The following is a 13,997-nucleotide window of genomic DNA, read 5'->3' as shown; positions in this document are numbered from 1 at the left end:
TTTTAAATGCTATCGGGACGTCAGGATCAGATCTTTTTGAAGATCAGAGAACCGTTGGTGCCGCCGAAGCCGAAGGAGTTACACAGGGTGTACTCCATACCGCTAACCTGACGCGCCTCGTGAGGCACGAAGTCCAGATCGCAACCTTCATCCGGGTTATCCAGGTTGATGGTTGGCGGAACAGCCTGATCGCGCAGCGCAAGGATAGAGTAGATTGACTCTACCGCACCCGCCGCACCCAACAGGTGACCGGTCATGGACTTCGTCGAGCTCACCAGAACGCGGCTGGCAGATTCGCCGAAGATAGACTTAACCGCCTGAGCTTCAGCCTTATCGCCTGCAGGCGTAGAGGTGCCGTGTGCGTTCACGTAGCCAATTTGTGCTGGGGTAATACCCGCATCACGAATCGCGTTTTCCATTGCCAGCGCGGCACCCGCACCATTCTCCGGAGGAGACGTCATGTGATACGCATCGCTGCTCATACCAAAGCCAACGACTTCAGCATAAATTTTCGCACCGCGTTTTTTCGCGTGTTCGTACTCTTCCAGTACGATCATGCCCGCCCCGTCGCCCAGCACGAAGCCGTCACGGTCTTTATCCCACGGACGGCTGGCCGCCTGCGGGTTATCATTGCGGGTAGACAGCGCACGCGCCGCACCAAAACCGCCGACGCCCAGTGGGGTACTGGCTTTTTCAGCACCGCCCGCAACCATAGCATCTGCATCGCCGTACGCGATAATGCGCGCGGCCTGGCCGATGTTATGTACGCCAGACGTACAGGCGGTCGCGATAGAAATGCTTGGCCCACGCAGGCCGAACATAATGGTCAGGTGACCCGCCACCATGTTAACAATCGTGGACGGAACGAAGAACGGGCTGATCTTACGCGGGCCGCCATTCATCAGAGATGTATGGTTTTCCTCGATCAGGCCAAGACCGCCAATCCCGGAGCCGATAGCGGCGCCGATACGGGTTGCGTTCTCTTCCGTAATCTCAAGGCCAGAATCCTGCATGGCCTGAACGCCAGCGACAATTCCATATTGAATGAAGGCATCCATCTTGCGCTGTTCTTTGCGCGAGATGATCTCTTCACAGTTAAAATCCTTTACTAAGCCAGCAAATTTCGTTGCATAGGCGCTAGTATCGAAATGGTCGATTAGGCTGATGCCGCTCTGACCGGCAAGGAGAGCTTTCCAGGTGGACTCTACGGTATTGCCGACAGGAGACAACATGCCAAGTCCGGTCACAACTACACGACGCTTAGACACGTTTGTCCTCCAGGGAGGGATAAAAAAAGAGATTCGTGGGACTAAAAAAGATAAAACTCAGGCGGTCGAATGACCGCCTGGAGATGTTCACTTACGCCTGGTGACCGTTGATGTAATCAATGGCAGCCTGAACGGTGGTGATCTTCTCAGCTTCTTCGTCCGGAATCTCAGTATCAAACTCTTCTTCCAGAGCCATTACCAGCTCAACGGTGTCAAGAGAATCTGCGCCCAGGTCTTCAACGAAGGAAGCGGAGTTCACAACTTCTTCCTGCTTAACGCCCAGCTGTTCGCCGATAATTTTCTTAACGCGTTCTTCGATAGTGCTCATACTCTTAAATTTCCTATCAAAACTCGCTTTCGCGATGGTTTTCGTAGTGTATAAAATGTTGAAAAATTTGCAACTAAATCCCGGCAGTTCTTACCACGATTTTACGTTATTTTGAGGCCATTCGCCCTAATAACGCAAATATTTTTCATCGTGATTAAACCATGTACATCCCGCCGTTGACGTGGAGGGTCTCACCAGTGATGTAACCCGCTTCGTCAGAGGCTAAAAATGCAACCGCACTGGCGATTTCTTTAGGGTCGCCAAGACGACCCGCCGGAACTGCCGCCAGCGTACCCGCACGCTGATCATCCGTCAGCGCACGCGTCATGTCCGTTTCAATAAAGCCCGGAGCAACAACGTTTACCGTAATACCGCGGGACGCAACTTCACGCGCCAGCGACTTACTGAAACCGATCAAACCCGCTTTCGCCGCAGCGTAGTTGGCCTGACCAGCATTTCCCATGGTACCAACCACAGAACCGACAGTGATAATACGACCATGACGCTTTTTCATCATAGCGCGCATTACCGCTTTTGACAGACGGAATACAGATGACAGGTTGGTTTCGATGATATCGTTCCACTCGTCGTCTTTCATTCGCATTAACAGGTTATCGCGAGTGATCCCGGCATTGTTTACCAGAATGTCCACTTCGCCAAACTCTGCGCGAATATTTTCCAGAACAGATTCGATAGATGCAGGTTCAGTCACATTCAGTACCAGACCTTTACCGTTTGCACCCAGATACTCGCTGATGGCCTGTGCGCCATTCTCGCTGGTTGCTGTACCAATCACCTTCGCGCCGCGCGCTACCAGTGTTTCAGCAATTGCACGCCCGATACCGCGGCTTGCGCCAGTGACCAGGGCGATTTTTCCTTCAAAACTCATGGTATTCCTCTTTTATTGCGAGAGTGCCGCTGACATGGCTTCCGGCTCGTTAATCGCCGAGGCTGTCAGGGTGTCAACAATACGTTTTGTCAGACCGGTGAGGACTTTACCTGGGCCGACTTCATACAGATGCTCAACGCCTTCCGCGGCCATAAACTCAACGGTTTTGGTCCACTGTACCGGGCTGTAGAGCTGGCGAACCAGCGCATCGCGGATCGCTTCCGGCGCGGTTTCGCATTTCACATCGACGTTGTTCACAACGGAAATCGTCGGTGCGTTAAACGTCATTTTTTCCAGCTCAACCGCCAGCTTCTCGGCAGCAGGCTTCATCAGTGCACAGTGGGACGGTACGCTGACCGGCAGCGGCAGCGCACGTTTAGCACCGGCTGCTTTACAGGCCGCACCCGCACGTTCAACCGCCTCTTTATGACCGGCAATAACCACCTGGCCCGGCGAGTTGAAGTTTACCGGAGAGACAACCTGACCTTCAGCAGACTCTTCACACGCTTTTGCAATGGACGCATCATCCAGACCGATAATGGCAGACATGCCGCCCGTGCCTTCCGGCACCGCTTCCTGCATAAATTTACCGCGCAGTTCCACCAGGCGTACCGCGTCAGCGAACGCGATCACACCGGCACAGACCAGGGCAGAGTATTCACCCAAGCTATGACCGGCGAGCAGGGCTGGCGCTTTACCGCCCTGCTGCTGCCAGACGCGCCACAGCGCAACGGAGGCGGTCAGCAGCGCGGGCTGCGTCTGCCAGGTTTTGTTCAGTTCTTCGGCCGGACCCTGCTGGGTCAGCGCCCATAAATCATAACCCAGTGCATCAGAAGCTTCACGGAAAGTCTCTTCAATGACCGGATAGTGAGCTGCCATTTCAGACAACATCCCAACGGTCTGAGAGCCCTGGCCCGGGAACACAAAAGCAAATTGCGTCATTTTTTATTCCTTATACTAGAAACGAACCAGCGCGGAACCCCAGGTGAACCCGCCACCGAAGGCTTCAAGCAAGACCAGCTGGCCCCGTTTGATTCGTCCATCGCGTACCGCTTCATCAAATGCGCACGGTACCGACGCCGCAGAGGTGTTGCCGTGACGATCCAGCGTCACCACAACGTTATCCATCGACATGCCCAGCTTTTTCGCGGTCGCGCTGATGATGCGCAGGTTCGCCTGATGCGGAACCAGCCAGTCAAGCGCGGAGCGCTCAAGGTTATTCGCTTCCAGCGTTTCATCAACGATGTGCGCAAGCTCAGTCACTGCCACCTTGAACACCTCGTTCCCTGCCATGGTCAGGTAGATTGAGTTGTCCGGATTCACGCGATCGGCGTTAGGCAGAGTCAACAGTTCGCCATAGCTGCCATCAGCATGCAGATGCGTAGAGATGATACCCGGCTCTTCGGACTGCCCCAGCAGCACCGCGCCCGCACCATCACCAAAAATAATGATCGTTCCACGATCGGTAGGATCGCAGGTGCGCGCCAGCACGTCAGCACCGATCACCAGCGCATATTTAACGGCACCGGATTTCACGTACTGATCGGCAACGCTCAGCGCATAGGTGAAGCCTGCACACGCGGCAGCGACGTCAAACGCCGGGCAGCCTTTAATGCCGAGCATGTTTTGCACCTGGCACGCTGCGCTTGGGAAAGCATGCGTGGCAGACGTCGTGGCAACCACGATCAGGCCAATCTGTTCTTTATCAATACCCGCCATTTCGATAGCACGCTGTGCGGCTTCGTAACCCATGGTCGACACGGTTTCGTCTGGCGCGGCAATACGACGTTCACGGATACCTGTGCGCGTGACAATCCACTCGTCAGACGTATCTACCATTTTTTCCAGATCGGCGTTGGTACGCACTTGTTTTGGCAGGTAGCTGCCGGTACCTAAAATCTTCGTATACATGTACGCTCAGTCACTTTTAGCTAATACAGATTCCAGGCGAGCGGCAATCCGCTGAGGGACTTGTCGCTGCACCGCCTGCACTGCCTGTTCAATCGCGACAGCAAATGCTCGCTGATTGGCGGCGCCATGACTCTTAATCACGATGCCGCGCAATCCTAACAGACAGGCGCCATTATACTGGTCGGGGTTGAGGTGACTGAATCGCCGCGTCAGGCTTTTTTGTAACCAACGCTTCAATAAAATTAGCCACCAGGCGCTTTTTTTGCCTTCTCCCTGAGATTTCAGCAGAGAAAGAAACATGCGCACGACCCCTTCCATGGTCTTCAACGTGACGTTTCCGGTGAAGCCATCGCACACCAGAACATCCGTTTTCCCCGTCAACAACTCATTGGCTTCGAGATAACCAATATAGTTGATGGAGGGAACCTGTTTGAGCAATTCAGCCGCTTCGCGAATGCTGTCCAGGCCTTTGGTCTCTTCTTCACCAATGTTCAGTAACGCAACACGGGGAGTGTTGATCCCGACCACCTCTTCTGCCAGCACCGATCCCATCACGGCAAACTGGGCCAGCATAGTACTATCACAGTCGACGTTAGCGCCCAAATCGAGCACTACCGTCTTGCCCTTCTGCTGATGCGGTAACACCGTCACCAGCGCCGGGCGCTCAATACCGTCAATCGGTTTGAGCAGCAATTTCGACAGCCCCATCAGCGCGCCGGTATTCCCTGCGCTGACGCAAGCCTGAGCTCGCCCTTCTTTCACCAGCTCCAGCGCTATCCGCATCGAGCTGCCACGACTATTGCGAATCGCCTGCGAGGGTCGGGCATCACTGGCAATAACTGACTGCGCAGGAATAATCTGCAGACGTGAACGTTGTTCAAAGTCAGCTTTTGCGAGTAATGGCGTGATTGTGTCGGGATTGCCGACTAAAAGAAGTGTGAGTTGCGAATTAGAATTCAGTGCCTGCAATGCTGCAGGCACTGTCACGGAAGGGCCAAAATCTCCCCCCATGACATCTAACGCCAGGGTTAGACGTGTCAAGGTATCGTCGCAGCCTGGTTCGGTAAATTCCCCGCTTGCACGGGGAAATCCTCACTAAGCCTAATCACGCTTGCGCGTGATTACTTAGTGATAACCTTGCGGCCGCGGTAGAAACCGTCAGCGGTGATGTGGTGACGCAGGTGTTTCTCACCAGAAGTCTTGTCTACAGACAGGCTGGTAACTGCAGTCAGCGCGTCATGGGAACGACGCATGCCACGTTTGGAACGGGTTGGTTTATTCTGTTGTACGGCCATGGACCTTACTCCTCAATTACTTACGCTTTAAGCTGGCTAATACGGCAAATGGGTTTGGTTTTTGCGCTTCATCAGGCAGTTCCCCAAAGACCATGTCCGCCTCGGACACTTCACAGTGTTCAGAATCATGCACCGGAACCACTGGCAAGGTGAGGATGATTTCATCTTCAACCAGAGCCAGAAGATCGATTTCACCGAATTCGTTAACCTCAATCGGCTCATACGCTTCCGGGAGTGCTTCAGCCTGTTCGTCAGAACGAACCGGACTAAAACAATACGTTGTGTGAACATGCTGTACAAACGGTTTCCCGCAACGCTGACACTCGAGCGTTACCGTCACCTTTGCATCACCGGTTAAAACGGCGAGACGCTGGTTGTCGATAGCGAACGACATGGAGCATTCTACATCACTGTCCACACTGACTACGGATTCGGCAATACGCTCGGCCTGATCGGAAGTATAGATACCTTCGTAATCGAGGCGTTTTTGAGCCGTACGAACCGGATCAAGAGTCAGGGGTAATTTTACCTTTTGCATAGGGCGCGCATATTAACTTTGTAACGTCATAGAGTCAAAGAAAAAGGCAACCAGAGCTGCCTTTTGCCAATTATTCGCACACATTGCGGCCTGTAGTTTAAAATGGCTGGCATCGATACGCTATATCTGGTGATAAAAATATGCCAAATCTCGTCCTTGCTTCCACGTCTCCCTACCGCCGAATGCTGCTGGAAAAGCTTGGGATCCCGTTTGAATGCGCCGCGCCAGAGGTGGATGAGACGCCACAGCCGGGTGAATCACCGCGTCATCTGGTGACGCGTCTTGCAAAGGAGAAAGCGCAGTCGCTGGCCACACGCTATCCTTCACATTTGATTATAGGCTCCGATCAGGTTTGCGTGCTGGACGGCGAAATCACCGGCAAGCCCCATACGGAGGAGAACGCCTGCCAGCAGCTGATGCGTGCGCGAGGCACTATCGTGACCTTTTATACCGGCCTTGCCCTCTATAACTCCGCCTCAGGCCATCTGCAAACCGAATGTGAGCCGTTCGACGTACACTTCCGCCACCTCAGCGAGCAAGAGATTATGGATTACGTGCGCCGGGAGCGGCCGCTGAACTGCGCGGGGAGCTTTAAAAGTGAAGGATTGGGAATTGCGCTGTTCGACAAGCTGGACGGTCGCGATCCGAATACGCTGGTGGGGTTACCGCTGATTGCACTCTGCCAGATGTTGCGCAGAGAAGAGTGTAATCCGCTGACGGTGTGACCTTCGCCGGGTGGCGCTGCGCTTACCCGGCCTACAAAACCGTAGGCCCATGCAAGCGCAGCGCCGCCGGGCAAAATCAGCCGCGCAAAACCTTCAGACAGCGTTTCAGTTGCTCATCCAGCGGCGCTTCAATACGGATGACTTCGCCCGTATTAGGATGGGTAAACTTCAGCGCTGCCGCATGCAGGAACAGACGCGACAGGCCCGTTCCCGCCAGCTGCTTATCAAACTCGCGGTCGCCATAGCGGTCATCAAAGGCGATGGGGTGCCCTGCAAACTGCGTATGCACGCGGATCTGGTGGGTACGGCCGGTCACCGGGCTGCAGCGCACCAGCGTGGCAAACTCGTAGCGTTCTTCAACTTTGAAACGCGTCTCAGACGGTTTCCCTTCCTGGCTCACCCGGACGATACGCTCACCGCTTTGCAGAATGTTCTTCAGCAGCGGCGCCTGTACCACTTTTACATGAGACTGCCACTGGCCGCGCACCAGCGCCAGGTAGTCTTTCTGCATGCCTTTCTCGCGCAGCTGTTCATGCAGAGAGCGCAGCGCGGAACGCTTTTTCGCCACCAGCAGCACGCCGGAGGTATCGCGATCGAGACGGTGAACCAGTTCGAGGAAACGCGCTTCCGGGCGCAGGGCTCGCAGCCCTTCAATCACGCCGAAGCTCAGACCGCTACCGCCATGAACAGCCGTTCCTGACGGTTTATTCAGCACCAGAATGTGGTCATCCTCATAGAGGATGACATCGCTCAGGGCGGCGACTTTCTGTAGCTTCGGCGAAACGGTCTCTTCTTCACGCTCCGCAACGCGCACCGGCGGAATACGCACTTCATCGCCCGCCTCGAGTTTGTACTCGGGCTTCACGCGTTTTTTGTTAACCCGCACCTCGCCCTTACGCAGGATGCGGTAAATCATGCTCTTCGGTACCCCTTTCAGTTGGGTACGCAAAAAGTTGTCGATACGTTGCCCCGCGTCATCTTCGGCGATAGCAACCATTTTTACGGCTGGAGTCTCTGTTTTCATGGTTGGCGATTCTAAATATCGTCAGCCATTAGCGCCACTCATTTTTCTATGCTTATATTTACTTTTATCCGGGCACTCTTCCGTTTTGCGCAATCGATTTGGTGGTTATTAAACCAATCACCACCTTGAAGTGAAGAAACTGTGAGTAACCGGGTGATAATTGGTAAAAGTCATCTTGCTATAACCCGGCGAGCAGTGGAATAATGAAGCCGTTTTCCGTGTTAAATCCTGGTTACGTAAGGATGTCGACGGAATGACCAATTTTGCCTGACCGATCATCCACGCAGCAATGGCGTAAGACGTATTGATCTTTCAGGCAGTTAGCGGGCTGCGGGTTGCAGTACTTCCCGGTATAAGGATTGTTCTCTGGAGAGTTCTACCCAGGCAATTCCCCTGATAATTGCGCTGTGTTTCCGTATGAAATACAGGCAACCGACACTCTGCGCCTCTTAAGCGAGCGACAACCGTGAGGTTGGCGACGTGAACAGACACGAGGCCATCGGTTCATACCCCGGAAAGCGTCACCTTGCCCGCAGCTTTGTCGTCAATGTAAGAATAACGAGTAAGTTACGATGAAAAGAATGTTAATCAACGCAACTCAGCAAGAAGAGTTGCGTGTCGCCCTTGTGGATGGGCAGCGCCTGTACGATCTGGATATCGAAAGTCCTGGACACGAACAGAAAAAAGCGAACATTTACAAAGGTAAAATCACCCGCATTGAACCAAGCCTTGAAGCTGCATTTGTCGATTACGGTGCTGAGCGTCATGGTTTCCTCCCTCTGAAAGAAATCTCCCGCGAATATTTCCCTGCAAACTACAACGCCCATGGCCGCCCAAACATCAAAGATGTGCTGCGCGAAGGTCAGGAAGTTATCGTTCAGATTGATAAAGAAGAGCGTGGCAACAAAGGTGCCGCACTGACTACCTTTATCAGCCTGGCAGGGAGCTATCTGGTGCTGATGCCTAACAACCCGCGTGCGGGTGGCATATCTCGCCGTATCGAAGGGGATGACCGTACCGAGCTGAAGGAAGCGCTGGCAAGCCTTGAGCTGCCGGACGGCATGGGGCTTATCGTGCGTACCGCAGGCGTTGGCAAATCAGCCGAAGCGCTGCAGTGGGACCTGAGCTTCCGTCTGAAGCACTGGGAAGCTATCCAGAAAGCTGCAGAAAGCCGCCCTGCTCCGTTCCTGATCCACCAGGAAAGCAACGTGATCGTGCGTGCCTTCCGTGACTACCTGCGTCAGGACATCGGCGAGATTCTGATCGACAACCCGAAAGTGCTTGAGCTGGCTCGCCAGCACATTGCCGCGCTGGGTCGTCCGGATTTCACCAGCAAAATTAAACTGTACACCGGTGAAATCCCGCTGTTCAGCCACTACCAGATCGAATCCCAGATTGAGTCCGCCTTCCAGCGTGAAGTGCGCCTGCCTTCCGGCGGCTCTATCGTTATCGACTCCACTGAAGCACTGACCGCTATCGACATCAACTCCGCTCGCGCCACACGCGGCGGTGACATCGAAGAGACGGCCTTCAATACCAACCTCGAAGCCGCTGATGAAATCGCCCGCCAGCTCCGCCTGCGCGATCTGGGTGGTCTGATTGTTATCGACTTCATCGACATGACCCCTGTTCGCCACCAGCGTGCGGTTGAAAACCGCCTGCGTGAAGCGGTGCGTCAGGATCGCGCGCGTATCCAGATTAGCCATATCTCCCGCTTTGGCCTGCTGGAAATGTCCCGTCAGCGTCTGAGCCCGTCGCTGGGTGAGTCCAGCCATCACGTTTGTCCGCGCTGTTCCGGCACCGGTACCGTGCGCGATAACGAATCTCTGTCTCTCTCCATCCTGCGTCTGATTGAAGAAGAAGCGCTGAAGGAGAATACCAAAGAGGTTCACGCGATTGTTCCTGTGCCGATTGCCTCCTACCTGCTGAACGAAAAACGTGCAGCGGTCAGCGCCATTGAGGCACGTCAGGGCGGCGTTCGCTGCATCATCGTGCCAAACGATCAGATGGAAACCCCGCACTATCACGTGCTGCGCGTCCGTAAAGGCGAAGAGACGTCCACGCTCAGCTACCTGCTGCCGAAGCTGCATGAAGAAGAGATGGCCCTGCCTTCCGATGAAGAGCCAGCCGAGCGCAAACTGCCAGAGCAGCCTGCGTTAGCGACCTTCATCATGCCTGAAGCACCGCCGGAAGCGGCACTGGAAAAACCTGCGGCCAAGCCTGCGGCACAAAAACCAGAAGCCGCAGTGGCAAAAGCCCAGCCGACAGAACAGCCGGGTCTGCTGAGCCGCTTCTTTGGCGCGCTGAAGAAGATGTTTGCTGGCGAAGAAGAGGTTCAGCCAGAGCAGCCGAAAGAAGAGCCAAAAGCGGCCAAGCCAGAGCGTCAGCAGGACCGTCGTAAGCGTCAGAACAACCGCCGCGATCGTAACGACCGCAGCGACCGTAATGAGCGCAATGACCGTCGTGACAACCGTGACAATCGCTCTGAGAATGGCGAAGGCCGCGAGCAGCGCGAAGACAACCGTCGCAACCGTCGCGAGAAACAGCAGCAGAATGTTGAAGATCGTGAAATTCGCCAGCAGGCGGGCGATGAGTCTGAGAAGAGCAAACAGCGTGACGACCAGCAGCCGCGCCGTGAACGCAACCGTCGCCGTAACGACGAGAAGCGTCAGGCACAGCAGGAAGTCAAAAACCTGAACCGCGAAGAGCCTGTTGAACAGCAGGACGGCGAGCAGGAAGAACGTACTCAGGTTATGCCGCGCCGCAAGCAGCGCCAGCTTGCTCAGAAAGTTCGCTTCGCCTCAGAAGCAGCCGAAGAGTCAACCCTTGTCGCGGTTGAATCCAGCGAGAGCACAACCGGTACGCAGGTGGCGAAAGTTGACCTGCCTGCGGTCGTTGAAAACAGCGCAGAGCAGGATGACAACGGTGAAAACCGTGATAACGCCGGCATGCCGCGCCGTTCACGCCGTTCCCCACGTCATCTGCGCGTCAGCGGCCAGCGCCGTCGTCGCTATCGTGACGAGCGTTACCCGACTCAGTCTCCAATGCCGCTGACCATCGCCTGTGCTTCGCCAGAGATGGCCTCCGGTAAAGTCTGGATCCGCTACCCGGTAGCGCGCCCGGAGCAGGTTGTAGATGAACAGCCTGTAGCCGAAGAGGTGATTGCCCCTGTCGCCGCGGTTGAAGAAGTGGTGGCAGAAGCGGCAACCGTGGTTGAACCTCAGGTTGTTGAAGCTGAAGCACCGCAGCCGGTGGATGTCGAAACCGCTCATCCGGAAGTGATTGCCGCGCCGGTTGAAGCCGCTCCGCAGCTTATCGCTGAAGAAGATGTCGCGGTAGCTGAAGAAATTGCTGCAGAGGCTGAACCTGTTGCCGCAGTGGAAGAGGCCGCTGAAACCGTCGTCGAAGCGGTACCTGAAGAAGTCGCTCAGGACGTTGAGATTGAGGTTGAACCGGTTGTTGAAGAACCGAAAGCGCCAGAAGTGAAGCCTGAACCGGTTGTTTCTGCACCGGCCGCTGCCCACGTGGCGACAGCGCCAATGACGCGCGCTCCGGCGCCGGATTACGTGCCTGAAGCCCCGCGTCACAGCGACTGGGTGCGCCCGGCCTTCACCTTCGACGGTAAAGGCGCTGCAGGCGGCCACAGTGCAACGCATCAGGCAACTGCACCGGCAACCCGTCCGCAGTCCGTCGAATAACGACGCTGAAAGTAAAAAGCCGACCTTCGGGTCGGCTTTTTTTATGGCTGCTGCACGGGCGTTCTCATCCCGGTGACCTCCGGCATGACCTGCCGCATCAGCTCAAGAAAACGCCGCAAGCGTGCCGGATAATAGCGTGACCAGGGATACACCAGGTGCACCGGTAGCGCCGCCGGCTGCCACTCCGGCAGCAAATGTACCAGCCGCCCTTCCCGAATATCCTCCTGTACCGTCCAGCTGGAGACTACCGCCACGCCAAGGCCGGTGAGCGCCGTATTGCGTGCAACATACAGGCTGTCGGTGCTGAGGCGTGGGGTAATCGCCACTCGCGCGGCGTCAGGAGTTGCATCGTGAAAAAGCTCTACGTGGCGCTGGTAGAATGAGCTGATCGCAATCCAGGGAAGCTGTTGCAAATCTTCCGGCGTATTCACCGCCGGGAAGCGGGCCAGCAGTGCCGGAGACGCCACCACCGAGCGCGGCACTTCGGCCAGCAGCACGGACACGGTTGCCGGATCGACTTCCATGCCCACCCGAATGGCGCAGTCGAGGTTATCCCCCAGGAAATCCGCCGACCGATCGTTGAGCATCCACTCAATCGAAAGCTGCGGATAGCGTTGCAAAAATTCGGTTACGGGTTTCAGCAGCTGATCCTGACCAAACGCGTGGGGTGCCCGCACCCGCAGCACGCCTACAGGCTCATCCTCCGTCTGCCCCACCTCATCTTCCAGCGCCAGCCAGCTGTCAATCACCCGACGGGCGTGCTGATAGCAGCGCTCGCCGTCATCCGTCAGCCGCGTCGTGTGGGTGGTGCGCAACATCAGGCGCACGCCCAGCATGGTCTCCAGCGACTGCAACCGTCTGCTTACCGTTGCCTGGGTTGTGGCCAGCTGCCGTGCCGCCGCAGAGAGGGAACCGGCCTCGACAATACGGACAAACGTCCGCATTAACTCAACCCTGTCTATACGCTCAACTCTTTTCATCGCATTTTCATCTATACGCTCAACGTATAAGCGTTTTACCACCGGGCCCGCTACCGTCGCAAGGCGTCCTGATAAAAAATAGCCTCACACGACGAATGAGGAACATCTTATGAACACAACAACCGCCGCCCATGCCGTGAGCCGCTGGGTCATCTTCATGCTGGCAATCGGGGCTGGCTTCAGCGTGGCATCTATCTATTATGCCCAGCCTCTGCTGCCGCTGATGGGCGCAGACCTTCACCTGAGTATCGAAGGCATGGGCATGGTCCCAACGCTCACCCAGGCGGGATATGCCCTGGGCATCCTGTTCCTGCTGCCGCTTGGCGATCGCCACGACCGCAGAACGTTAATTCTGATAAAGAGCGCGGCGCTGGCGCTGTTCCTTCTTGGCTGTAGCCTGACCGGACAGATCCACTCTCTGCTGCTGGCAAGCCTGCTCATCGGCATGGCCGCCACCATGGCACAGGATATCGTCCCTGCGGCGGCCATTCTTGCGCCGGAAGGTAAACAGGGCAAAACCGTGGGCACGGTAATGACCGGTCTGCTGATGGGGATCTTATTATCAAGAACCGTGAGCGGCGTGGTGGGCGAAGCGTTTGGCTGGCGCGTCATGTACCAACTGGCGGCGGCAAGCATTGCGTTCATCGGCGTGGTGATGTGGTTCGTACTTCCCCGTTTTGCGATTCACTCCACGCTGAGCTACCCCGCGCTGATGCGCTCCATGGAACATCTGTGGCGTCGTTATCCGGCGCTGCGCCGCGCGGCGCTGGCCCAGGGTTTCCTGTCGATTGCCTTTAGCGCCTTCTGGTCAACGCTTGCGGTCATGCTGCTGGAACGCTATCACCTTGGCAGTGCCGTCGCGGGAGGTTTTGGGATTGCCGGTGCCGCCGGTGCGCTAGCCGCGCCGCTGGCAGGCGGGTTAGCAGACAGGCTGGGCGCAGGAAAAGTCACGCAGCTTGGTGCAGTCCTGGTAACCGTCTCTTTCGCCCTGATGTTCCTGATGCCCGCGCTGAGCGTTCATGGACAGCTGATGCTGATCGCCCTCTCCGCCGTCGGGTTCGACCTGGGCCTGCAGTCCAGCCTGGTCGCCCACCAGAACCTGGTGTACAGCCTTGAACCGCAGGCGCGTGGACGTCTCAACGCCCTGCTCTTTACGGTGGTCTTTATCGGAATGGCGCTGGGTTCCGCGTTGGGCAGCCATATCTACTCGCTGGCGGGCTGGACGGGTGTGGTCGCGCTGGCGACCGTCTGCGGTGCCATTGCGCTGGCAATCCGTCTGATTGAAAGCGCCCGTGTCGCTTCCGCATCAGCAGACGTTGCATAAAAAAATGCCCAATCCAG

General features: G+C 56.1%; 13 protein-coding genes. 3 read left to right on the top strand and 10 right to left on the bottom strand.

The features are described from left to right. Positions 1-26: 26 nt before the first annotated feature. The 8 genes from fabF to yceD all read right to left on the bottom strand — a co-directional run bounded on the left by fabF (position 27) and on the right by yceD (position 6,229). Positions 27-1,268 carry a beta-ketoacyl-ACP synthase II gene (gene fabF, locus FY206_RS09940; protein WP_032639670.1) on the bottom strand — a complete coding sequence of 414 codons (1,242 nt, stop codon included), beginning with the start codon at positions 1,266-1,268 and terminating at the stop codon, positions 27-29. 91 nt (positions 1,269-1,359) lie between these two features. Further along, a complete protein-coding gene (acpP, locus tag FY206_RS09935; RefSeq protein WP_003857954.1) occupies positions 1,360-1,596 on the bottom strand; it encodes an acyl carrier protein in 237 nt (78 codons plus the stop codon). Positions 1,597-1,750: 154 nt separating this feature from the next. Next, positions 1,751-2,485 carry a 3-oxoacyl-ACP reductase FabG gene (gene fabG, locus FY206_RS09930; RefSeq protein WP_010429699.1) on the bottom strand — a complete coding sequence of 245 codons (735 nt, stop codon included), beginning with the start codon at positions 2,483-2,485 and terminating at the stop codon, positions 1,751-1,753. 12 nt (positions 2,486-2,497) lie between these two features. Continuing rightward, entirely contained in the window at positions 2,498-3,427 is a 930-nt protein-coding gene (gene fabD / locus FY206_RS09925) for an ACP S-malonyltransferase (protein ID WP_032639669.1), read from the bottom strand. Positions 3,428-3,442: 15 nt separating this feature from the next. Beyond that, entirely contained in the window at positions 3,443-4,396 is a 954-nt protein-coding gene (locus FY206_RS09920) for a beta-ketoacyl-ACP synthase III (RefSeq protein WP_008500797.1), read from the bottom strand. 6 nt (positions 4,397-4,402) lie between these two features. Next, positions 4,403-5,437 (bottom strand): phosphate acyltransferase PlsX, encoded by a 1,035-nt coding sequence (plsX, locus tag FY206_RS09915; protein ID WP_065365884.1) that lies wholly within the window; start codon positions 5,435-5,437, stop codon positions 4,403-4,405. Between the two features lie 80 nt (positions 5,438-5,517). Then, the gene (rpmF, locus tag FY206_RS09910) at positions 5,518-5,691 is read right to left on the bottom strand and encodes a 50S ribosomal protein L32 (protein ID WP_003857964.1); all 174 of its coding nucleotides are present in this window, start codon (positions 5,689-5,691) and stop codon (positions 5,518-5,520) included. Positions 5,692-5,707: 16 nt separating this feature from the next. Further along, the gene (gene yceD, locus FY206_RS09905) at positions 5,708-6,229 is read right to left on the bottom strand and encodes a 23S rRNA accumulation protein YceD (RefSeq protein WP_014883375.1); all 522 of its coding nucleotides are present in this window, start codon (positions 6,227-6,229) and stop codon (positions 5,708-5,710) included. 140 nt (positions 6,230-6,369) lie between these two features. On the opposite strand from yceD, the gene FY206_RS09900 reads away from it, so the two are divergent. Next, a complete protein-coding gene (locus FY206_RS09900) occupies positions 6,370-6,954 on the top strand; it encodes a Maf family protein (RefSeq protein ID WP_032639666.1) in 585 nt (194 codons plus the stop codon). Positions 6,955-7,030: 76 nt separating this feature from the next. Here the strand turns inward: FY206_RS09900 and rluC are convergent, their stop codons facing one another. After that, positions 7,031-7,978 (bottom strand): 23S rRNA pseudouridine(955/2504/2580) synthase RluC, encoded by a 948-nt coding sequence (rluC, locus tag FY206_RS09890; protein WP_024909023.1) that lies wholly within the window; start codon positions 7,976-7,978, stop codon positions 7,031-7,033. A gap of 572 nt (positions 7,979-8,550) precedes the next feature. Between rluC and rne the strand changes: the two genes are divergently transcribed. Beyond that, the gene (gene rne / locus FY206_RS09885; protein ID WP_032639663.1) at positions 8,551-11,676 is read left to right on the top strand and encodes a ribonuclease E; all 3,126 of its coding nucleotides are present in this window, start codon (positions 8,551-8,553) and stop codon (positions 11,674-11,676) included. 41 nt (positions 11,677-11,717) lie between these two features. Here the strand turns inward: rne and FY206_RS09880 are convergent, their stop codons facing one another. Continuing rightward, positions 11,718-12,620 carry a LysR family transcriptional regulator gene (locus tag FY206_RS09880; protein ID WP_077064081.1) on the bottom strand — a complete coding sequence of 301 codons (903 nt, stop codon included), beginning with the start codon at positions 12,618-12,620 and terminating at the stop codon, positions 11,718-11,720. 145 nt (positions 12,621-12,765) lie between these two features. Between FY206_RS09880 and FY206_RS09875 the strand changes: the two genes are divergently transcribed. Then, positions 12,766-13,980, top strand: a complete 1,215-nt coding sequence (locus FY206_RS09875) for an MFS transporter (protein ID WP_032639659.1) — start codon at positions 12,766-12,768, stop codon at positions 13,978-13,980. Positions 13,981-13,997 lie beyond the last annotated feature (17 nt).

The organism is Enterobacter chengduensis, assembly GCF_001984825.2.
GTDB classification, from domain to species: Bacteria; Pseudomonadota; Gammaproteobacteria; order Enterobacterales; family Enterobacteriaceae; genus Enterobacter; species Enterobacter chengduensis.
The sequence above is the reverse complement of the archived record's forward strand: the minus strand, read 5'-3'. Positions and strand labels throughout refer to the sequence as shown.

Excerpts from the sequence above, each read along its gene's own strand:
- acpP (WP_003857954.1), bottom strand. The coding sequence starts at position 1,596 with ATGAGCACTATCGAAGAACGCGTTAAGAAAATTATCGGCGAACAGCTG.
- fabG (WP_010429699.1), bottom strand. The coding sequence starts at position 2,485 with ATGAGTTTTGAAGGAAAAATCGCCCTGGTCACTGGCGCAAGCCGCGGT.
- fabD (WP_032639669.1), bottom strand. The coding sequence starts at position 3,427 with ATGACGCAATTTGCTTTTGTGTTCCCGGGCCAGGGCTCTCAGACCGTT.
- FY206_RS09920 (WP_008500797.1), bottom strand. The coding sequence starts at position 4,396 with ATGTATACGAAGATTTTAGGTACCGGCAGCTACCTGCCAAAACAAGTG.
- rpmF (WP_003857964.1), bottom strand. The coding sequence starts at position 5,691 with ATGGCCGTACAACAGAATAAACCAACCCGTTCCAAACGTGGCATGCGT.
- yceD (WP_014883375.1), bottom strand. The coding sequence starts at position 6,229 with ATGCAAAAGGTAAAATTACCCCTGACTCTTGATCCGGTTCGTACGGCT.
- FY206_RS09900 (WP_032639666.1), top strand. The coding sequence starts at position 6,370 with ATGCCAAATCTCGTCCTTGCTTCCACGTCTCCCTACCGCCGAATGCTG.
- rluC (WP_024909023.1), bottom strand. The coding sequence starts at position 7,978 with ATGAAAACAGAGACTCCAGCCGTAAAAATGGTTGCTATCGCCGAAGAT.
- rne (WP_032639663.1), top strand. The coding sequence starts at position 8,551 with ATGAAAAGAATGTTAATCAACGCAACTCAGCAAGAAGAGTTGCGTGTC.
- FY206_RS09880 (WP_077064081.1), bottom strand. The coding sequence starts at position 12,620 with ATGCGGACGTTTGTCCGTATTGTCGAGGCCGGTTCCCTCTCTGCGGCG.
- FY206_RS09875 (WP_032639659.1), top strand. The coding sequence starts at position 12,766 with ATGAACACAACAACCGCCGCCCATGCCGTGAGCCGCTGGGTCATCTTC.